General features: G+C 60.3%; 18 protein-coding genes. 11 read left to right on the top strand and 7 right to left on the bottom strand.

The features are described from left to right. Positions 1-8: 8 nt before the first annotated feature. From AAEZ09_RS02730 to AAEZ09_RS02715, 4 genes are read right to left on the bottom strand one after another with little or no spacing between them, the layout of a single operon-like run. The gene (locus tag AAEZ09_RS02730) at positions 9-536 is read right to left on the bottom strand and encodes a pilus assembly protein PilP (protein ID WP_045061938.1); all 528 of its coding nucleotides are present in this window, start codon (positions 534-536) and stop codon (positions 9-11) included. Next, complete coding sequence (pilO, locus tag AAEZ09_RS02725) at positions 533-1,156, bottom strand: type 4a pilus biogenesis protein PilO (RefSeq protein WP_045061939.1); 624 nt, start codon at positions 1,154-1,156, stop codon at positions 533-535. Before pilO ends, AAEZ09_RS02730 begins: the two co-directional genes overlap by 4 nt. Beyond that, positions 1,153-1,719, bottom strand: a complete 567-nt coding sequence (locus tag AAEZ09_RS02720) for a PilN domain-containing protein (RefSeq protein ID WP_045061940.1) — start codon at positions 1,717-1,719, stop codon at positions 1,153-1,155. The genes pilO and AAEZ09_RS02720 overlap by 4 nt, the downstream gene beginning before the upstream one ends. After that, positions 1,719-2,783 (bottom strand): pilus assembly protein PilM, encoded by a 1,065-nt coding sequence (locus AAEZ09_RS02715; protein ID WP_045061941.1) that lies wholly within the window; start codon positions 2,781-2,783, stop codon positions 1,719-1,721. Before AAEZ09_RS02715 ends, AAEZ09_RS02720 begins: the two co-directional genes overlap by 1 nt. A 219-nt stretch (positions 2,784-3,002) precedes the next feature. On the opposite strand from AAEZ09_RS02715, the gene AAEZ09_RS02710 reads away from it, so the two are divergent. Then, the gene (locus AAEZ09_RS02710; protein WP_414704659.1) at positions 3,003-5,438 is read left to right on the top strand and encodes a penicillin-binding protein 1A; all 2,436 of its coding nucleotides are present in this window, start codon (positions 3,003-3,005) and stop codon (positions 5,436-5,438) included. 198 nt (positions 5,439-5,636) lie between these two features. Here the strand turns inward: AAEZ09_RS02710 and AAEZ09_RS02705 are convergent, their stop codons facing one another. From AAEZ09_RS02705 to rpmE, 3 genes are all read right to left on the bottom strand, one after another. Then, entirely contained in the window at positions 5,637-6,905 is a 1,269-nt protein-coding gene (locus tag AAEZ09_RS02705; protein WP_045061943.1) for a malic enzyme-like NAD(P)-binding protein, read from the bottom strand. Between the two features lie 182 nt (positions 6,906-7,087). Then, complete coding sequence (locus AAEZ09_RS02700; RefSeq protein ID WP_350598118.1) at positions 7,088-7,876, bottom strand: thermonuclease family protein; 789 nt, start codon at positions 7,874-7,876, stop codon at positions 7,088-7,090. 26 nt (positions 7,877-7,902) lie between these two features. Further along, a complete protein-coding gene (gene rpmE, locus AAEZ09_RS02695; RefSeq protein ID WP_045061944.1) occupies positions 7,903-8,133 on the bottom strand; it encodes a 50S ribosomal protein L31 in 231 nt (76 codons plus the stop codon). A gap of 289 nt (positions 8,134-8,422) precedes the next feature. On the opposite strand from rpmE, the gene AAEZ09_RS02690 reads away from it, so the two are divergent. The 10 genes from AAEZ09_RS02690 (at position 8,423) to AAEZ09_RS02645 (ending at position 21,400) form a co-directional block, all read left to right on the top strand. Continuing rightward, positions 8,423-10,642 carry a primosomal protein N' gene (locus AAEZ09_RS02690; RefSeq protein ID WP_045061945.1) on the top strand — a complete coding sequence of 740 codons (2,220 nt, stop codon included), beginning with the start codon at positions 8,423-8,425 and terminating at the stop codon, positions 10,640-10,642. Between the two features lie 223 nt (positions 10,643-10,865). Further along, on the top strand, positions 10,866-12,602 hold the full coding sequence (gene argS / locus AAEZ09_RS02685; protein WP_045061947.1) for an arginine--tRNA ligase: 1,737 nt from the start codon (positions 10,866-10,868) through the stop codon (positions 12,600-12,602). A 1-nt stretch (position 12,603) separates the two neighbouring features. Beyond that, positions 12,604-13,311 (top strand): SPOR domain-containing protein, encoded by a 708-nt coding sequence (locus tag AAEZ09_RS02680; RefSeq protein ID WP_045061948.1) that lies wholly within the window; start codon positions 12,604-12,606, stop codon positions 13,309-13,311. A 267-nt stretch (positions 13,312-13,578) separates the two neighbouring features. Beyond that, positions 13,579-14,109: an ATP-dependent protease subunit HslV gene (hslV, locus tag AAEZ09_RS02675; protein ID WP_007948954.1), complete on the top strand. Its 531-nt coding sequence runs from the start codon at positions 13,579-13,581 to the stop codon at positions 14,107-14,109. Positions 14,110-14,164: 55 nt separating this feature from the next. Next, complete coding sequence (hslU, locus tag AAEZ09_RS02670; RefSeq protein ID WP_205893441.1) at positions 14,165-15,505, top strand: ATP-dependent protease ATPase subunit HslU; 1,341 nt, start codon at positions 14,165-14,167, stop codon at positions 15,503-15,505. Positions 15,506-15,635: 130 nt separating this feature from the next. Further along, a complete protein-coding gene (locus AAEZ09_RS02665) occupies positions 15,636-16,013 on the top strand; it encodes a gamma-butyrobetaine hydroxylase family protein (protein ID WP_045061950.1) in 378 nt (125 codons plus the stop codon). A gap of 256 nt (positions 16,014-16,269) precedes the next feature. Then, a complete protein-coding gene (phaC, locus tag AAEZ09_RS02660; RefSeq protein WP_045061951.1) occupies positions 16,270-17,949 on the top strand; it encodes a class II poly(R)-hydroxyalkanoic acid synthase in 1,680 nt (559 codons plus the stop codon). 136 nt (positions 17,950-18,085) lie between these two features. Beyond that, positions 18,086-18,940 (top strand): poly(3-hydroxyalkanoate) depolymerase, encoded by an 855-nt coding sequence (gene phaZ / locus AAEZ09_RS02655; protein ID WP_045061952.1) that lies wholly within the window; start codon positions 18,086-18,088, stop codon positions 18,938-18,940. A 129-nt stretch (positions 18,941-19,069) separates the two neighbouring features. Next, positions 19,070-20,752 carry a class II poly(R)-hydroxyalkanoic acid synthase gene (gene phaC, locus AAEZ09_RS02650; RefSeq protein WP_350598034.1) on the top strand — a complete coding sequence of 561 codons (1,683 nt, stop codon included), beginning with the start codon at positions 19,070-19,072 and terminating at the stop codon, positions 20,750-20,752. A gap of 27 nt (positions 20,753-20,779) precedes the next feature. Next, positions 20,780-21,400, top strand: a complete 621-nt coding sequence (locus AAEZ09_RS02645) for a TetR/AcrR family transcriptional regulator (protein ID WP_350598032.1) — start codon at positions 20,780-20,782, stop codon at positions 21,398-21,400. Positions 21,401-21,485 lie beyond the last annotated feature (85 nt).

Genomic DNA, 21,485 nt, shown 5'->3' with positions numbered 1-21,485 from the left:
GAGTCCCACTATGAATGCTCTTTCAAAGGTATGGTTCGCGGCCGTTCCAGCCAGGCTCCCTGGCCGTCGGGGACGATTTCGATCACGTCGACCTGCGAGCCGCTGATGGCGACAATGCGCCCATCGTTGCGCCCAAGATAGTCACCGACTTTCAGTCGATGCACGCCGCCAGCCCCGCGCAGCAGCGCAAAGGAGCCGGTTGCATTGGAAATCGTGCCGACCATCTCAAACTGCTCTATGTTGAAACCTTCCAGGTACTGCTTGGCCCGGGCAGGATCAGGCTTGACGTTACGCGAGCCGTGCTTCTGGCCAGCCAGGTCCACCCTGACCTGCCGGGAAAACGGGCTTCGCAGGTTGGCGGCGCTGTAGGTGAACGTCGGGTAGGAGCGGAACGTCGGCGTTGGCTCTATCTTCCCCGGTGGGCGCAGGCGAACTTCGTTCATGTAGGCATCGAGGTCGCTGACGTCGTCGCCCTTGCCACAGCCAGCCAACCCGAGCACCACGAGCACCATGGCCAAACAACGGATCGGGCTCATTTCGGCGCCCCCTTGTCGTTATAGCGGTAGGTCTTGGCGAGGATACTCATGCGTAACTTCGTCCCGCCATCCGGGTCGGCCCCAGCAATGTCGAAGTCATGCAGCGTGACGATCCGGGGCAAGCCGGCCACTCCGCTGACGAAGGTGGCCAGGTCGTGATAGGCCCCGGTCACGGTGATCTGGATCGGTAGTTCAATGTAGAACTGCTGGGTAACTTCCGGCAGCAACTTGATCTCTTCAAACTCCAGCCCACTTCCGAGCCCGGTGCGAGTAATGTCCTCCAGCAGGCCCGGCACCTCGGTGTCGCTGGGCAGTTGGCGCAGCAGCACGCCAAAGGAGTTTTCCATCTCTTTCATCTGCTGGGTGTACAGCTCGAGATTCGCGGCCATACGGGCCTTGGAGGTGAATTGCTCCTTGAGTGTCAGCTCCTCCTCACGCTTGCTGTCCAGCTGGGTTTCCAGGTCGCTGAGGTAAAAGTGATACCCCAGGGCCAGCACCAGCACCATCAGCAGCCCACCCGCGATCGCCTTGATCGCCGGCGGCCATGAGCCGATGTTGTTGGTGTCCAGGTCATTGATATCAACGTTGCGCAGTCCGGCAAACCATTGCGATGGACTCATTGACCGTCCTCCACAGCGGCGGGCTGGGTCTGTCGAACCGTCAACTGGAAGACGTTCGCCTGGTCGAGCTGACCCGCCGTAGTGGCCTTGACCTCGGTCAGGCTGGGGGCATCGAACCAGTCGGAGCCGTCAAGATTGCGCATCAGGTCAGACACGCGATTATTGGACTCGGCAGCACCGGTAATGGACAAGGTAGTGCCGACCATTTTGACTTCGGTGAAATACACACCGTCCGGCAACGTGCGCGCCAGCTGGTCGAATATCCGCCCGCTGATTGGCCGATTGCCCTGCAGGTCCTGGATGATGCGCATGCGCTCGATGAGCTGCTGGCGGCGTGCCTTCAAGTCGCTGATCTGCTTTATCCGCTCATCGACAACGGCAATCTGTTTGCCGATGTAATCGTTGCGCGCGAGCTGGCGGTCAACGGCAGCTGTGATGACCTGGTCCGCAATCAGCACCGCCCCCACGGAGCCCACCAGGACCCCAACGAGGGTCACCAGGAAGCGTTTGCGGCGTTCCTCGCGCAGTTCCTCGCGCCAGGGTAGAAGATTGATCCGCGCCATCAGTCAAAACTCCTGAGTGCCAGCCCGCAAGCGATCATCAGTGCCGGCGCATCACTGGCCAGGGCACCGGCGTTGACCTTGCTGCTCAGGGTCATGTCGGAAAATGGATTGGCCACCTGGGTCGGCGTATTCAGGCGCTGCTCGATCAAGCGGTCCAGCCCCGGAACTGACGCCGTGCCGCCGGCCAGCAGGATGTGGTCGACCGCATTGTATTGGCCCGACGCGAAGAAAAACTGCAACGAACGGGAGACCTGTTGCACCAGCGCCTCGCGAAACGGTTGCAACACCTCACTGACGTAATCGTCCGGCAGGCCACCCTGTTTTTTCGCCAGCCCTGCCTGCTCAAGGGTCAGGCCGTAGCGACGCTGGATTTCTTCGGTCAACTGACGCCCCCCGAACAACTGCTCGCGGGTGTAGATAATTCGCCCTTTGTGCAAAACACTGAGGGTGGTCATGGTTGCACCGATGTCGACCACGGCCACGGTCAACTGCCCCTGGGGGCTGGCCAGATGGCCAGTCAGCAGGCCGAACGAGCGCTCCAGTGCATAGGCCTCGACATCGACCACCCGCGCGGTAAGGCCGGCCAGTGCCAGGGCAGCCTCACGGACTTCGACATTTTCCTTGCGGCAGGCGGCCAGCAGCACATTGACTCGTGCCGGGTTTCGCACCGAAGGTCCCTGGACTTCGAAGTCGATGGCGACTTCGTCCAGGGGATAGGGAATGTATTGATCGGCCTCGATCTTCAGCTGGTTTTCCAGCTCGTCGTCGGAGAGGCCGGCATCCATCTCGATTGTCTTGGTGATGACCGCCGAGCCGGCCACCGCCACCGCCACATTCCTGAGATTGGTCCTGGCCTTGATCAGCACGCGCGACAACGCCTGCCCGACACCTTCGAGTTCAGCGATATTTTTTTCGATGACTGCATTGGCCGGCAGCGGCTCGACTGCATAGGCCTCAACCCGGTAGCGCTCGCCTTGACGACTTAACTCCAGAAGCTTCACCGACGTGGAGCTGATGTCGATCCCCAGAAGCGTATTGGCCTTTTTATTGAAGAGTCCTAGCACTACCCATTCCCTATGACTATCCGTGAGTTACGGACTCTATAATGTCCATTGCGTTCAACCCGCCCGTCTTGACAGCAGCGCAAATGACGCCCTGCGACGGAAAAATGCTTATAATGCCCAGCGATTTTTTACCAGTTTTTACTTCAAGCTCGGGACATTACTCTTTTCACCAGTCCCTGGTGCCAAATTCATTCTTTTCCTGGATATCCAAACGCCTTGATTCGTCTGCTGAAATTTTTCGGTTGGTCCGTCGTCGCCGTTTTCTGCGGACTGCTCCTGAGTCTGAGTGGCGCCTATCTTTACCTTAGCCCCGGATTGCCGTCTGTGGAGGCACTGAGAAGCATTCAGTTGCAGATTCCGCTACGGGTATACAGCAGTGACGACAAGTTGATTGCAGAATTTGGCGAAATGCGCCGGACTCCGATCCGTTTTGCAGACATTCCGCCGAATTTCATTAACGCATTACTGAGTGCTGAAGACGATAATTTCGCCAACCACTATGGCGTCGATCCGAGCAGCCTGATGCGTGCCGCCACCCAACTGGTGAAAAGCGGCCATATCCAGTCCGGCGGCAGCACCATCACCATGCAGGTGGCAAAGAACTTCTTCCTGACCAGCGAGCGCAGCTTCTCACGCAAGACCACCGAAATTCTCCTGGCCCTGCAAATTGAACGCCAGCTGACCAAGGACGAGATCCTCGAGCTGTACGTTAACAAAATCTACCTGGGCAACCGCGCCTACGGCATTGAAGCCGCTGCGCAGGTGTACTACGGCAAGTCGATCCGTGACGTCAGCCTGGCGCAGATGGCGATGATTGCGGGCCTGCCCAAGGCCCCTTCGCGCTTCAATCCGCTGGCCAACCCGGCGCGCAGCAAAGAGCGGCGTGACTGGATCCTGGGGCGCATGTACAAGCTGGGCAAGATCACCGAAGCCGACTACACCGCCGCGATCAACGAGCCGCTCAACGCCAGTTATCACGTCCCGACACCGGAAGTGAACGCCCCCTATATTGCTGAGATGGCCCGCGCCGAAATGGTCGGCCGCTATGGCAGCGACGCTTATACCGAAGGGTTCCGGGTGACCACCACGGTGCCAAGCAACCTGCAGGAAATGGCCAACACTGCGCTTCACGAAGGCCTGATCACCTACGATCAGCGCCACGGTTATCGCGGCCCTGAATCGCGCCTGCCAGGCAAAACCCGCGAAGCCTGGGCAACCGAACTGACCAAGCAACGCACCATCAGCAGTCTTGAACCGGCCATCGTCATCCAGGTCGACAAGAACGGCCTGCAGGTGCTGACCCGCACCGGCGAGGAGCACGTCAGCTGGGACACGATGAAATGGGCACGACCGTTCCTCAACACCAACAGCATGGGCGCCAATCCGAAGCAGCCAGCTGATGTAGCCCAGGTCGGCGACCTGGTGCGCGTGCAGCGCCAGCCTGACAACTCGCTGAAGTTCAGCCAGATTCCCCAGGCCCAGGGCGCACTGGTGTCCCTCGACCCGCAAAACGGCGCCATTCGCTCGCTGGTCGGTGGTTTTGCTTTCGAACAGAGCAATTACAACCGCGCCATGCAAGCCAAGCGTCAGCCGGGCTCGAGCTTCAAGCCGTTCGTCTACAGCGCCGCGCTGGATAATGGCTACACCGCCGCCAGCCTGGTGAACGATGCACCGATCGTGTTCGTTGACGAATACCTGGACAAGGTCTGGCGCCCGAAGAACGACACCAATACGTTCCTCGGCCCGATTCGCCTGCGTGAAGGCCTGTACAAGTCGCGCAACCTGGTGTCGATCCGCCTGGTGCAGGCATTGGGTATCGACCGCACCATCGACTACATCAGCAAGTTCGGCTTCAAGAAAGAAGACTTGCCGCGCAACCTGTCCCTGGCCCTGGGCACCGCGACCCTGACGCCAATGGAAATTGCCACCGGCTGGAGCACCTTTGCCAACGGCGGCTACAAAGTGAGCCCGTACCTGATCGAAAAGGTAGAGAGCCGTAACGGTGACCTGCTGTTCGCTGCCAACCCGCCAAGCGTGCCCAAGGGCGAAGTCGTCAGCGATGGCATCGCGGCACCAGCGGCCAGCGCTTTCACGGTCAATGCAACGCCTGCGGACGCCTCAAGTACCCAGCCTGCGCAGTCGCCTGCAGTGGCTGAACGCATCGTCGATGGCCGCACCACCTATATCCTCAACAGCATGCTCGAAGACGTGATCAAGCGCGGCACCGGTCGCCGCGCACTGGCTTTGGGCCGCAGTGACATTGCAGGCAAAACCGGTACCACCAACGAATCCAAGGACGCCTGGTTCTCCGGCTACAACGCCGACTACGTGACCACCGTCTGGACCGGCTTCGACCAGCCTGAGAGCCTGGGTCGCAAGGAATTCGGCGGCACCGTAGCACTGCCGATCTGGATGAACTACATGGCCGCCGCGTTGAAGGACAAGCCGCCGCACACTCAACCTGAACCGGAAGGCATCCTGAGCCTGCGGGTTGATCCGGTCAGCGGCCGCGCAGCCTCCCCCGGCACGCCTGGCGCCTACTTCGAGCTCTTCAAGGCCGAAGACACGCCACCGACTGGCAGCGAGCTGGGAAGCGGCTCTGCGCCAGGCAGCCCGCTGCCTGCGGATGAAGGTGCGCCGATCGATTTGTTCTGATCAGGTAGCGCAAACCAAAAGCCCCGCCTTAGAGAGAAGCGCGGGGCTTTTTTACAGCCAGGATCAAGAGATCGCAGCCTTCGGCAGCGCCTACAGGGGAACGTGATCTCCTGCAGGCGCTGCCGAAGGCTGCGATCTTTAGAATGTCCGGGCAATAAAAAACCCGGCCACTGACCGGGTTTTCCTGAGCGCTACGGCTTAGCCGTTGAACACATCATCCACGCTTTTCAGCGGGTAGTTCTTCGGATACGGCAGGGTCGCTACGCCGGTCTCGATCGCGGCCTTGGCCACGGCATCGGAGATGACGGTGATCAGGCGAGCATCCATTGGTTTCGGGATGATGTACTCACGACCGAATTCCAGCTTGATGCCGCCATAGGCGTCACACACTTCCTGAGGCACCGGCAATTTGGCCAGTTCACGCAGGGCATTGGCCGCCGCCACTTTCATTTCTTCGTTGATGCGCTTGGCGCGAACGTCCAGGGCACCGCGGAAGATGAACGGGAAGCCCAGTACGTTGTTGACCTGGTTCGGGTAGTCCGAACGGCCGGTGGCCATGATCACGTCGTCACGGGTAGCGTGCGCCAGTTCCGGGGAGATTTCCGGATCAGGGTTCGAGCACGCGAACACGATCGGGTTGGCCGCCATGGACTTCAGGCCTTCAGCGCTCAACAGGTTCGGACCAGACAGACCCACGAACACATCAGCACCGGCCAGGGCGTCAGCCAAGGTGCGTTTTTCGGTAGCGTGGGCAAACACGGCCTTGTACTGGTTCAGGTCGTCACGGCCGGAGTGGATTACACCGGTACGGTCAACCATATAGATGTTTTCGATGTTGGCGCCCATGCTCACAAGCAATTTCATGCAGGAGATGGCGGCCGCACCGGCGCCCAGGCAGACGATCTTGGCTTCTGCCAGGGTCTTGCCGGCGATTTCCAGTGCGTTGATCATGCCGGCCGCGGTAACGATCGCGGTGCCGTGCTGGTCATCGTGGAATACTGGAATGTCGCACTGTTCGATCAGCGCGCGCTCGATCTCAAAGCATTCAGGTGCCTTGATGTCTTCCAGGTTGATGCCACCGAAAGTGATGGAGATGCGCTTGACGGTGTCGATGAAGGCTTGCGGGCTTTCGGAGTCGACTTCGATGTCGAAAACGTCGATGCCGGCGAAGCGCTTGAACAGTACACCCTTGCCTTCCATCACTGGCTTGGAAGCCAATGGGCCGAGGTTACCCAGGCCCAGAATCGCGGTGCCATCGGAAATCACTGCAACCAGGTTGCCCTTGCCGGTGTATTTGTAGGCCAGTTCAGGATCGCGGGCGATTTCGCGCACTGGTTCGGCTACGCCGGGGCTGTAGGCCAGCGACAGGTCGCGGGCGGTAGCGGTGGCCTTGGTGAGCTCGACACTCAGCTTACCTGGACGAGGATGGGCGTGATATTCGAGAGCGGCAGTTTTCAGATCAGACATGGGGGCATTCCGCTTTTTACTGTTGGACAGACTGGTCAGCGAGGATACGCGCCTCGTAAAGTCCCCACAAGACTGACCAGTCACCCCTGTCAAGCGCTGCGGCTTACGACTTTGGGCCAAGAGCCACGGAACACAAGGGATAGACTGTTCACAATCGACTGAAAAAATGTCTACAATTTTTTTCAGGGCGACGTCTTAAGCATCACCGGATCGGTCAATGGCAATAACCAGCGCGCCTGTCCGTTTTTCAATCCGCCACGTCGCGACCTGTCAACCACCCAACCTCGAGCCTCGACCTGCCTGCCCTGCAGTTGCTCCAGCGTCGACATGTCAAAGCGCTTCAGCAGATTGGGCGCAACCCGCAGCACAACTGAATCCTGCAACTCGATCCAGATTCCGCCGCCGTTGCGCTGAACCTTACTCACAACGCCACCCACAACGGCAAACCCGGAACCTCTGATTTGCCCTGCTTCAATCACAGGGGACTGGCGCCATAACCCGAGTCTGGCCTGGCGAGCACTTTGCTCGGCGGCTTGCTGGCAGGCCGCCAGCTCGACATTAGGCGCCACCGCCACCTGAAAACCCAGGCCCTCGGCAAGCATTTGCGCTTCAAGATTGGCACCATCGGCACCGTAGACATGGGCCAGGGTTCGGCCATAGCGGTCTTTACGCTCTTTTCCGGGAAGCAGACCGACCCGCCCGGCGCTCGCCGCTACCAGGGCCTCCAGACGCTTGCGCGCCGCGACAGCGAAGGGCTCGTCAGCGCGGCCTTTCTTGCCAAGCTCTGGAGTGTTCAAGCCGATCATCCGCACATTGCGGCCATCGGTCAGCCGCAACGTGTCGCCGTCGACTACTCGCTGCACCTGGGCCGGTGCCAGGCTGCTGGGTGCAGGGCAGGAGGCCTGGGCGCCGGAAAGCCAAATCGCGGACACAAAAAAGGCGCCCGCGAGGGACGCCTTTTTCAACAGCAAGGAAAGGCCCAAAGGGCGTTTCAACCTTACTCTGCAGCAGCAGGAGCTTTCTTGCCGAAAGCGCCGAAACGGTCTGCGAAGCGCTGTACACGGCCGCCAGTATCCAGAGTCTTCTGCTTACCGGTGTAGAACGGGTGGCACTCGTTGCATACGTCAGTGCCCAGTGGCTTGCACAGGTTCGAACGAGTTTCGAACTTGTTACCGCAGCTGCAAGTTACCAGGATGGTTTCGTATGCTGGATGGATATCGGCTTTCATGGTGTATTCCTCAGGCTAGCGTGCCGCCACTCAACACTATTGTTGAATACCGCACGTAATTAGGCCGCGGATTCTACCAGACAATCCCGATCACGCAAGCTGTCCCTTCTACCGACCGTCTGCTAGGCTCGCGACTTAAAGCACCCTCCCTGCAGGAGCGGGCTTGCTCGCGAAAGCGCTGTATCCGTTAGCACCATGGCGTCCGAGTCAACGCTTTCGCGAGCAAGCCCGCCCACACAGGTTTCATGCCCAGCCTGCATTTATTGCTCGCCCACAGAGACTCCCCCGCGTGCCCGACGCCATTTTGCGCCTAGCCCTGCCTTCGCCCCTGCGCCGCCTGTTCGATTACCGTGCTCCCGCCGGGGTCTTGCGTGCCCAGTTGCAACCGGGCATGCGCCTGCGGGTGCCGTTTGGCCGCCGGGAGATGATCGGGATCCTGGTAGAAGTCACCGACACCAGCGAAGTGCCTGTCGACAAGCTCAAGCCGGCCCTGGCCCTGCTCGACGTCACCGCGCCTTTGCCGCCGGCACTGTTCAAGCTGTGCCTGTGGACCTCCCAGTACTACCAGCACAGCCTCGGCGACACCTTGAGCTGGGCGCTGCCCGTGTTGCTGCGCCAGGGTGAGCTGGCCGAAGCGCGCCAGGAGCGCTTCTGGTCGGCCGCACCCGGGGCCAGCCTCGATGACCCGCGTATCGCTCGCGCCCCGCGACAGCGCGAGGCCCTGGCTACCCTGGCCCAGCATCCCCACGGCGTGGCCCACCAGCTGCTGAGCAAGTTGATGCTGAGCAAGGACAGCCTGGATCTGCTGCTGGCCAAGGACCTGGTGCAGGTGGAAATCCGCAAGCATGCCCCGGGTGCCCGTCACGAACACTGGCTGGCCCAGCCGGAGCTGCCGCTCAACCCCGAGCAACGTGCGGCCTATGAAGCCATTCGCGCAGGCTTCGACAGTTATCACGCGTTCCTGCTGGCGGGCGTTACAGGCAGCGGCAAAACCGAAGTCTATCTGCAACTCATCCGCGAAACCCTTGAAGCCGGAAAGCAGGCATTGGTGCTGATCCCGGAAATCAACCTGGGACCGCAAACCCTCGCGCGCTTCGAGCAACGTTTCAATGCACGCATCGCGCTGATTCACTCGGGGATCAACGACCGCGAACGCCTCGAAGCCTGGCTCGCCGCCCGGGATGGCGATGCCGACATTATTATCGGCACCCGCTCGGCACTGTTCACTCCGATGAAAAACCCCGGGCTGATCATCATCGACGAAGAGCACGACGGCTCCTATAAACAGCAGGAAGGTCTGCGTTATCACGCTCGCGACCTGGCGCTGGTGCGCGCCCGCCAGGAAAACATCCCGATCGTCCTCGGCTCGGCCACGCCTTCGCTGGAGAGCCTGCACAATGCCTACACCGGCCGTTACGGGCTGCTGCGCCTGAACGAGCGCGCCGGTGGCGCCAAGCAACCGCGCTTCCTGCGCCTGGACGTAAAGAGCCGTCCGCTGGACAGTGGTATTTCCGGCCCCATGCAGCAGGCAATCGGCCAGACCCTGGCTGCCGGGCAACAGGTATTGGTATTTCTCAACCGTCGGGGTTTTGCCCCGACTCTGCTGTGCCACGACTGCGGCTGGATGTCTGAATGCCAACGCTGTGATGCGCGAATGACCGTGCACCAACGCTCCGGCGAACTGCGCTGCCACCATTGCGGCTATGTCGAACGCGTGCCTCGGCATTGCCCGAAATGCGCCAAAGTGGATTTGCGCCCGGTAGGGGCTGGCACCGAGCGCGCCGAAGAGCGACTGGCGATTCTGTTTCCAGAGGTGCCGGTGCTGCGTGTAGACCGCGACAGCACCTCGCGCAAGGACGCCATGAACCAGTTGTTCGCGACCATCCAGAAAGGCCAGCCGTGCATTCTGGTGGGCACGCAGATGCTTGCCAAAGGTCATCACTTTCCCAGGGTGACCCTGGTGTCGATCCTGGATGCCGACGGCGGCCTGTTTTCCGGCGACTTCCGCGCCAGCGAACGCATGGCCCAGCTGATAGTGCAGGTCGCCGGGCGCGCCGGGCGTGCCGAGGAACCTGGCAGAGTGATCATCCAGACTCACCTGGCCGATCATCCGCTGCTGGTGCAACTGACCGAGCAGGGTTATTTCGCTTTTGCCGAGCAAGCATTGAGCGAGCGGCGTTCGGCGGGCTTGCCACCCTTTGCCCACCTGGCGCTGTTGCGCGCAGAGGCACACAAACCGGGGCAGGCCGAAGGCTTTCTTGACGAAGCATGCAGCGAGGCCGAGCGTTTGCTGGCTGAGCAGAATTTGACCGGCATTGAGCTGCTCGGGCCGGTGCCCGCACCCATGGAGCGACGCGCGGGCCGGTATCGCGCTCAGCTATTGTTGCAGGCGACAGCCCGCGCGCCGCTGCATCGGCTGCTGAGCAGCTGGTTGTTGGCGCTGGAGCAGATGCCGAGTGGGCGAGCGGTGCGCTGGTCGCTGGATGTCGATCCCGTCGATTTGTATTGAAGGTCAAAAGATCGTCCGAACGCGGCCCGAGCCTTCGGCAGCTCCTACCCCGGTCGCGCTTATCTGTAGGAGCTGCCGAAGGCTGCGATCTTTGCCGCTTTTGTCACCGCATATCCATAACCTGCCCGCTATAGTTGGCAAGCCCGTCTCCGCCACGGATAATGCCCAGTTTTTCCACCCGCGCATCCAGGCGCTGCCGCGCTTGCGGTCGAAAGAGAGCATCATGAAAGACACCATTCGCCAGCTGATCCAACAAGCCATCACCCAACTCGTCAACGAAGGTGTGTTGCCTGAAGGCCTGTCGCCGGCGATCCAGGTGGAAAACTCCCGCGACAAGAAGAACGGCGACTTCGCCAGCAACATCGCCATGATGCTGGCCAAACCGGCAGGCATGAAGCCCCGCGACCTGGCGGAAAAAATCATCGCCGCGCTGCCATCCGATGAAAACATCACCAAGACCGAAATCGCCGGCCCGGGCTTCCTGAATTTCTTCCAGAACACCCAGGCCCTGGCCTCGCGGCTTGACGCGGCCTTGGCAGACGCAAACATCGGTGTGCGCAAGGCAGGCCCGACCCAACGCACCGTGGTCGACCTGTCCGCGCCCAACCTCGCCAAGGAAATGCACGTCGGCCATTTGCGCTCGACCATCATTGGCGACGGCGTGGCTCGCGTCCTGGAGTTCCTCGGCGACGACGTGATCCGTCAGAACCACGTTGGCGACTGGGGCACCCAGTTCGGCATGTTGATGGCTTATCTGCAGGAAAACCCGATTACCAGCGACGAACTGTCGGACCTGGAAAACTTCTACCGCGCCGCCAAGGGCCGTTTCGACGAATCCGAAGAGTTCGCCGACCGTGCCCGCGGCCTGGTGGTCAAGCTGCAAGCCGGCGACCCGGAATGCCTGGCGTTGTGGACCAAGTTCAAAGACATCTCCTTGTCCCACTGCCAGAAAATCTACGAGTTGCTGAACGTCAAGCTGACCATGGCCGACGTGATGGGCGAAAGCGCCTACAACGACGACCTGATCAACGTGGTCAACGACCTCAAGGCTGCCGGCATGCTGGTGGAGAGCAACGGCGCCCAGTGCGTGTTCCTCGACGAATTCAAAAACGCCGACGGCGACCCGCTGCCGGTGATCATCGTCAAGGCCGATGGCGGCTACCTGTACGCCACCACCGACCTGGCGGCCGTGCGCTATCGCAGCGGCAAGCTCAAGGCTGATCGCGCCCTGTACTTCGTCGACCAGCGCCAGGCCCTGCACTTCCAGCAAGTGTTCGCCGTGGCCCGCAAGGCCGGCTTCGTGACCCATCCGATGGAAATGGAACACATGGGCTTCGGCACCATGAACGGCGCTGACGGCCGTCCATTCAAGACCCGCGATGGCGGCACCGTGAAACTGATCGACCTGCTGACCGAGGCCCAGGAACGCGCCTACACCCTGGTCAAGGACAAGAACCCGGAGCTGGCCGAAACCGAGCTGCGCAACATCGCCAAGGTGGTGGGCATCGGCGCGGTAAAATACGCCGACCTGTCCAAGCACCGCACCAGCGACTACAGCTTCAACTTCGACCTGATGCTGAATTTCGAAGGCAACACCGCGCCGTACCTGCTGTACGCGTACACCCGCGTGGCTGGCGTGTTCCGCAAGCTGGGCAAGGATTTCAGCGAAGTCGAAGGCCAGATCACCCTGGAAGCCGTCCATGAGCACGAACTGGCGGCCAAGCTGGCGCAGTTCGGTGAAGTCCTCAATAACGTTTGCGACAAAGGCACGCCGCACATTCTGTGCACCTACCTGTACGATGTCGCGGGCCTGTTCTCCAGCTTCTACGAGAACTGCCCGATTCTCAGCGCCGAAACCCCGGCGCAAATGCAGAGCCGCCTGCGCCTCGCCGCGCTGACCGGTCGCACTCTCAAGCAAGGCCTGGAACTCTTGGGTCTGGAAACTCTGGAGCGTATGTAAGTTGGCTGCCAAGAAAAAACCTGCACCCAAGCGTGGCGCCAGCCGTTACCAGGCACCTGCCAAGCAACCGATCCCGGGATGGCTGTGGATGGCCATCGGCCTGACGGTCGGTGCGTTCATTGTATTCCTGATGAAACTGGAGCCTGGCAAAGGCAGCGAGAGCGTCAAGCGCGAGAAGATTGAGCAACAGAAAGCCACCCGGATCGCCGAGGCCAACAAGACCCCCCCGAGCCCGACGCAACCGGTGAAGCCAAAGTACGACTTCTACACGTTGCTGCCGGAATCGGAAGTCATAGTGCCTGCTGATGCCGTGCCGGAAAAAACCTTGCCGACACCCCAGGTGCCCGCGATTCCGACCACTCCGGTGACGCCGGAGCAAGCCGCCAAGATCGACACTGCGCGGGCGCAGGCAGCACTGGCCGGGATTACCCCGCCACCAGCGCCGCCGGTAAGCAAGGCCGCACCGGTGACCAAGTTCTTCCTGCAGGCCGGTTCGTTCCGCAAGGAGGCTGACGCAGACAAGGTTCGGGCGCAGATCATCCTGCTGGGCCAGGCCGTGGCGGTTGAGTCCGGCACCGTGAAGGACGAGACCTGGTACCGGGTGCTGGTCGGGCCGTTCAGCAATCGCGAACAACTGACCACCGCGCAGAAACAACTGGCGGGCAGCGGCTTCAGCAACCTGTTGTTACAACAACGCCAAAGCCGCTGAGTTCGTCAGCCACACTGCGTTATCGTTTATCGCGGGCAAGCCTTGCTCCCAACCTGTGGTGGCAAGGTTACCCACACTGCCGAGCTCGCGCAGGAACGCACAAACCTGTGGGAGCAAGGCTTGCCAGCAGTGACATTTGTACCGTCATCACCACACGCGAATCGTCCACCGCTCGTCCTCTCTCCCTCCCCGCAGTTGAAAAACCCGTCACCACCCCCATATGAGTTTCCATAAGGCATTTTCGCCCCGCTGCGTGGAGACTCTCCCTTGACCACCATCGTTTCAGTTCGCCGCCACGGCAAAGTCGTCATGGGCGGCGACGGCCAGGTTTCTCTCGGCAATACCGTGATGAAAGGCAACGCGAAGAAAGTTCGTCGCCTGTACCACGGCCAGGTTATCGCCGGTTTTGCCGGGGCTACGGCTGACGCCTTCACCCTTTTCGAGCGATTTGAAGGTCAGCTTGAGAAACATCAGGGTCACCTGGTTCGCGCTGCTGTCGAACTCGCCAAAGAATGGCGTACCGACCGTACTCTGAGTCGTCTCGAAGCCATGCTGGCAGTGGCCAACAAAGATGCTTCGCTGATCATCACCGGCAACGGCGACGTGGTCGAGCCTGAAGAAGGCCTGATCGCCATGGGTTCCGGTGGCGGTTACGCCCAGGCCGCCGCAAGCGCGCTGCTGAAGAAGACCGACCTGTCTGCCCGGGAAATCGTCGAAACCGCACTCGGCATCGCTGGCGACATCTGCGTATTCACCAACCACACCCAGACCATTGAGGAGCAGGACTGCGCCGAATAAGCCTGTTTCGGCCTTTGTGCCACGGCTCATTCTTGCTTGAGGTCCGCCAATTATTATGTCCATGACTCCCCGTGAAATCGTCCACGAACTCAATCGCCATATCATCGGCCAGGACGATGCCAAACGCGCCGTCGCCATCGCCCTGCGTAATCGCTGGCGCCGGATGCAGCTGCCCGAAGAGCTGCGCGTTGAAGTAACCCCCAAGAACATTTTGATGATCGGCCCGACCGGTGTCGGCAAGACCGAAATCGCCCGTCGCCTGGCCAAGCTCGCCAACGCGCCGTTCATCAAGGTTGAAGCGACCAAGTTCACCGAAGTCGGTTATGTCGGTCGCGATGTCGAATCGATCATTCGTGACCTGGCTGACGCCGCGATGAAACTGCTGCGCGAACAGGAAATGACCAAGGTTCGCCACCGCGCCGAAGACGCCGCCGAAGAGCGCATTCTTGACGCCCTGCTGCCACCGGCACGCGCGGGCTTCAACAGTGACGAAGCGGCTCCGCCTGCCGACTCCAATACCCGCCAGCTGTTCCGCAAGCGCCTGCGTGAAGGCCAGCTGGATGACAAGGAGATTGAAATCGAAGTCGCCGAAACGGCCGGCGTCGATATCTCCGCGCCGCCGGGCATGGAAGAGATGACCAACCAGCTGCAGAGCCTGTTTGCCAACATGGGCAAGGGCAAGAAAAAAGCGCGCAAGCTCAAGGTCAAGGAAGCGCTGAAACTGGTGCGCGACGAAGAGGCCGGGCGCCTGGTCAACGACGAAGAGCTCAAGGCCAAGGCCCTGGAAGCGGTTGAGCAGCACGGTATCGTGTTCATCGACGAAATCGACAAGGTCGCCAAACGCGGCAACTCCGGCGGCGTCGATGTCTCTCGCGAAGGCGTGCAGCGCGACTTGCTGCCGCTGATCGAAGGCTGCACCGTCAATACCAAGCTGGGCATGGTCAAGACCGATCACATCCTGTTCATCGCCTCGGGTGCGTTCCACCTGAGCAAGCCGAGCGACCTGGTGCCGGAACTGCAAGGTCGCCTGCCGATCCGCGTTGAGCTCAAGGCACTGACGCCAGAAGACTTCGAGCGCATCCTCAGCGAGCCACATGCGTCCCTGACCGAGCAATATTGCGCACTGTTGAAAACCGAAGGCCTGGGTATCGAGTTCCAGCCGGACGGGATCAAGCGCATCGCCGAGATCGCCTGGCAGGTGAATGAAAAGACCGAGAACATCGGGGCCCGTCGCTTGCACACGCTACTGGAGCGCCTGCTTGAAGAAGTGTCGTTCAGTGCCGGCGACCTCGCCAGCGCCCACGACGACAAGGTGATCATGATTGACGCCGAATACGTCAACAGCCACCTGGGCGAATTGGCGCAGAACGAAGACCTGTCCCGTTATATCCTGTAGGTCACCTGCCGCCCCGTAGGAGCTGCCGCAGGCTGCGATCTTTTGATCTTGATTTTGGTAGAGTCAAAAATCAAAAGATCGCAGCCTGCGGCAGCTCCTACAGGGTGCGTCACCCGACGGACGACCTTTCATGACCCAACTCCCCACCGACATCAAGCTGCACAAAGCCTCGAAAACCCTGTCGCTGAAATACGCGTCCGGCGAGGAACATCACCTGCCCGCAGAATTCCTGCGCGTGCACTCCCCTTCCGCCGAGGTCCAGGGCCACGGCAAACCCATCCTGCAATTTGGCAAGATCGGCGTCGGCCTGAGCAAGGTCGAACCGGCCGGTCAGTACGCACTGAAATTGACCTTCGATGACGGCCACGACAGCGGCCTGTTCACCTGGGAATATCTGTATCAGCTGGGCGTGCGCCAGGAAGACCTCTGGAACGATTATCTTGCAGAGCTCAAGGCTGCCGGAAAAACCCGCGACCCGAACCAATCCGTCGTCAGGCTGATGCTCTAGTCCGCACCTCTTGCTCATTAGAAGGCATTTTCTAATTTCATCTGTTTGAATGCTCCGCTCCAGGGCCGACGATTAGCCCGCTTGCGAAAAAAATTAAACTCGGGTAACCAATGGAGCTGGCAAGTTCCCTGCAGTGCTCTCTGCATAAAAGCAGTGGTGCAGAACTATCGGTCACCCGAGTAGTAGTACCTGGCATTTGCTGTGTGACTACACAGCTGGACTCAGGTACTCGTCTCAGGACAATGGAGCGTCGTAGATGAGTAACAAGAATAACGATGACCTGAAATCTCAGGCCTCGGAAAATACCTTGGGGCTGAATCCTGTCGTTGGACTGCGTAGAAAGGATCTCCTGGGCTCAGCTCGAATGGTGCTGACCCAAGCCATCAAACAACCGATTCACAGCGTCAAGCACGTTGCCCATTTCGGCCTCGAACTCAAGAATGTCCTGTTCGGTAAATCCGAACTCCAGCCTGCCGGTGATGATCGCCGCTTCGCCGACCCGGCCTGGAGCCAGAACCCGCTCTACAAACGTTATCTGCAAACCTACCTGGCGTGGCGCAAGGAACTCCACGACTGGATCGACGACAGCAGCCTTTCGCCCAAGGATGTCGCCCGCGGGCACTTCGTCATCAACCTCATGACCGAGGCAATGGCCCCGACCAACAGTGCAGCCAACCCGGCGGCGGTCAAACGCTTTTTCGAAACCGGGGGCAAAAGCCTGCTCGACGGCCTCTCGCATCTGGCCAAGGACCTGGTACACAACGGCGGCATGCCCAGCCAGGTCAACATGGGTGCGTTCGAAGTGGGCAAGAGCCTGGGCGTGACCGAAGGCGCGGTAGTGTTTCGCAACGACGTACTGGAGCTGATCCAGTACCGGCCTATCACCGAGCAGGTGCACGAGCGCCCGCTGCTGGTAGTGCCACCGCAAATCAACAAGTTCTATGTATTCGACCTCAGTCCGGACAAGAGCCTGGCGCGGTTCTGCCTGCGCAACAACGTGCAGACCTTCATTGTCAGCTGGCGCAACCCGACCAAGGAGCAGCGCGAGTGGGGCCTGTCGACCTATATCGAAGCGCTCAAGGAAGCAGTCGACGTCGTCACCGCTATCACCGGCAGCAAGGACGTGAACATGCTCGGCGCCTGCTCCGGCGGGATCACCTGCACTGCGCTGCTGGGCCACTATGCCGCGATCGGCGAGAAGAAGGTCAATGCCCTGACGCTCCTGGTCAGCGTCCTGGACACGACGCTGGACAGCGACGTGGCGCTGTTCGTCGACGAGCAAACCCTCGAAGCCGCCAAGCGCCACTCCTATCAGGCCGGTGTACTGGAAGGCCGCGACATGGCGAAAGTCTTCGCCTGGATGCGCCCCAACGACCTGATCTGGAACTACTGGGTCAATAACTACCTGCTGGGCAACGAGCCGCCGGTGTTCGACATCCTGTTCTGGAACAACGACACCACGAGATTGCCTGCCGCCTTCCATGGCGACCTGATCGAGATGTTCAAAAACAACCCACTGATCCGCCCGAATGCACTGGAAGTGTGCGGCACCGCCATCGATCTGAAGCAGGTCACGGCCGACATCTTTTCCCTGGCCGGCACCAACGACCACATCACGCCGTGGAAGTCCTGCTACAAGTCGGCGCAACTGTTCGGCGGTAACGTCGAGTTCGTGCTGTCGAGCAGCGGCCACATCCAAAGCATTCTGAACCCGCCTGGCAATCCAAAGTCACGTTACATGACCAGCAGCGAAATGGCGGTGAACGCCGAGCAGTGGCAGGAGAATTCCACCAAGCACACTGACTCCTGGTGGCTGCACTGGCAGGCCTGGCAGGCGGAGCGTTCAGGCAAGCTGAAGAAATCGCCGACCAGCCTGGGCAACAAGACCTTCACCGCCGGCGAAGCTGCACCGGGGACTTACGTACACGAGCGGTAACCGATACACCTCGGTCTGCAGGAGCTGCCACAGGCTGCGATCTTTTGATCCTGGTTTTCAAAATCAAGATCAAAGATCGCAGCCTTCGGCAGCTCCTACGGGGTTCGGGGATGAATTCACCCACAGGGCCTGACGCATGCCGCAACCGTTCATTTTTCGTACCGTCGACCTGGATGGCCAGACCCTCCGGACCGCCGTACGCCCCGGCAAGCCTCATTTGACGCCCTTGCTTATTTTCAACGGCATCGGCGCCAACCTGGAGCTGGTATTTCCGTTTGTCGCCGCGCTGGACCCGGACCTGGAAGTCATCGCCTTCGATGTTCCGGGAGTGGGTGGCTCGTCGACGCCAAGTCGGCCCTACCGCTTTCCGGGCCTGGCGAAACTCACGGCACGCATGCTCGACTACCTCGACTACGGCCGGGTCAACGTGATCGGCGTGTCCTGGGGCGGCGCCCTGGCCCAACAGTTTGCCTACGACTACCCCGAACGCTGCAAGAAACTCGTCCTGGCTGCGACTGCGGCCGGTGCGGTGATGGTCCCGGGTAAACCCAAAGTGCTGTGGATGATGGCCAGCCCCAGGCGCTACATCCAGCCGTCCCATGTGATCCGTATCGCACCGATGATTTACGGCGGCTCGTTCCGCCGCGATTCGACCCTGGCGGCCAGCCACGCGGCGAAAGTCCGTTCAGCGGGCAAGCTTGGCTATTACTGGCAGCTGTTCGCCGGCCTTGGCTGGACCAGCATTCACTGGCTGCACAAAATTCACCAGCCGACCCTGGTTCTGGCAGGTGATGACGACCCATTGATCCCCCTGGTCAACATGCGCCTGCTGGCCTGGCGGATTCCCAACGCTCAGCTGCACATCATCGATGACGGTCATTTGTTCCTGATCACCAGGGCCGAAGCGGTGGCGCCGATCATCATGAAATTCCTCGAAGAGGAACGCCAGCGCGCAGTGATGCACCCGCATCCGGCGCCATTGGGCGGTTAACCGGCACCGACGTTTGGTCACAAAAAGGAATCGGCAGGACGCCGTACCGCGCAACAACCCGTTAGTGCGGCTATGGTGTTCTGGTCCAGTGAGTTTGTTTTTGGCCTGAAGACGAAGGAGTGTTGAGTCATGCGCGAAAAACCAGTGCGGGATTCCCTGCCCACTCCCGCCGCGTTCATCAACGCACAAAGTGCGATTACCGGCTTGCGTGGCCGCGATATGCTGTCGACCTTGCGCAGTGTGGCCGCTCACGGCTTGCGCAATCCGCTGCACAGTGCCCGGCACGCGTTGAAGTTCGGCGGCCAGTTGGGTCGCGTGCTGTTGGGCGAAACCCTGCACCCGACCAACCCGCAGGACAATCGGTTTGCCGACCCCGCTTGGAGTCTCAATCCATTTTACCGCCGCAGCCTGCAGGCCTATCTCAGCTGGCAGAAGCAAGTCAAAAGCTGGATCGACGAGAGCAATTTGAGCCCCGACGATCGAGCCCGCGCGCACTTCGCGTTCGCCTTGCTCAACGACGCCGTGGCACCTTCCAACTCTTTGCTCAACCCGCTGGCAATCAAGGAAATCTTCAACTCGGGTGGCAACAGCCTGGTGCGCGGAATCAGCCATCTGGTCGATGACTTGCTGCACAACGACGGCCTGCCCCGGCAAGTCACCAAACAGGCCTTCGAAGTCGGGAAAACCGTCGCGACAACCACAGGCTCCGTGGTGTTTCGCAATGAATTGCTGGAGTTGATCCAGTACCGGCCGATGAGCGAGAAACAGTATTCGAAACCCTTGCTGGTGGTGCCGCCGCAGATTAACAAGTACTACATTTTTGACCTGAGCCCCGCTAACAGCTTCGTCCAGTTCGCCCTGAAAAACGGCCTCCAGACCTTCATGATCAGCTGGCGCAACCCCGATGTACGTCACCGAGAATGGGGTCTTTCGACCTACGTTGAAGCTGTCGAGGAAGCGATGAACGTTTGCCGGGCGATCACCGGCGCGCGGGAGGTCAACCTCATGGGCGCCTGCGCCGGGGGTCTGACCATTGCCGCGCTGCAAGGTCACCTGCAGGCCAAGCGCCAGCTGCGCCGGGTCTCCAGCGCTACCTACCTGGTCAGCCTGCTGGACAGTCAGATGGACTCCCCCGCAACCCTGTTCGCCGATGAGCAGACACTGGAAGCTGCCAAGCGTCGCTCTTACCAGAAAGGTGTGCTGGACGGCCGCGACATGGCCAAGGTGTTCGCCTGGATGCGTCCCAACGACCTGATCTGGAGTTACTTCGTCAACAATTACCTGCTGGGCAAAGAACCGCCGGCCTTCGACATTCTCTATTGGAACAACGACAACACCCGTCTGCCAGCGGCGCTGCATGGCGATCTGCTGGACTTCTTCAAACACAATCCGCTGACTCACCCCGGCGGGCTGGAGGTGTGCGGCACGCCAATCGACCTGCAGAAGGTCACGGTCGACAGCTTCAGCGTGGCCGGCATCAACGATCACATCACGCCGTGGGATGCGGTGTACCGCTCCACCTTGCTGCTTGGCGGCGACAGGCGTTTCGTGCTGTCCAACAGCGGCCACGTGCAGAGCATCCTCAACCCGCCGAGCAACCCAAAAGCCAATTTCATCGAAGGCGCCAAACTGAGCCTCGACCCACGGGCCTGGTTTTATGACGCCAAGCAGGTCGACGGCAGCTGGTGGACCCAATGGCTGAGTTGGGTCCAGGCACGCTCAGGGGCGCAGAAAGAAACGCACATGGCCCTCGGCAATCAGAACTATCCACCGATGGAGGCTGCACCCGGCACCTATGTGCGAGTGCGCTGACGTTCAACGAACCATTAAGAAGACTGGATGAAGACCCGCGACCGGATTCTCGAATGTGCCTTGCAGTTGTTCAACCAGAAGGGCGAACCGAACGTTTCGACCATGGAAGTGGCCAACGAAATGGGCATCAGCCCGGGCAACCTCTACTACCACTTTCACGGCAAGGAGCCGCTGATACTGGGTTTGTTCGAGCGCTTTCAAAGCGAACTGTCGCCGCTGCTCGACCCGCCGCCGGACGCGCAATTGGCACCGGAAGATTACTGGCTGTTCCTGCACCTGATTGTCGAGCGACTGGCGCATTACCGCTTCCTGTTTCAGGACCTGTCCAATCTGGCAGGCCGCCTGCCCAAACTGGCCAAGGGGATCCGCAACCTGCTCAACGCGTTGAAGCGCACGCTGGCCTCGCTGCTGGCGCGCTTGAAGGCTCAGGGACAGTTGGTCAGCGATACCCAGGCACTTGGGCAATTGGTAGAGCAGATCACCATGACCTTGCTGTTTTCACTGGACTACCAGCGGATCCTCGATCGCGAGGGTGAGGTCCGGTTGGTGGTTTACCAGATCATGATGCTGGTGGCGCCGCACTTGTTGCCGCCGATCAAGGTGGCGACCGAGCACCTGGCGATGCAGTACCTGGAAGAACATCAGTAAAAAATCACCGCACAACGCCGTACAACGCCGTAGGAGCTGCCGAGTGAAACGAGGCTGCGATCTTTTGATTTTTAAAGATCAAAAG

This window comes from Pseudomonas sp. 65/3-MNA-CIBAN-0223 (assembly GCF_040310425.1).
GTDB classification, from domain to species: Bacteria; Pseudomonadota; Gammaproteobacteria; order Pseudomonadales; family Pseudomonadaceae; genus Aquipseudomonas; species Aquipseudomonas gregormendelii.
Note: the sequence above shows the minus strand (reverse complement) of the source record. Positions and strands in the feature narration are given on the sequence as shown.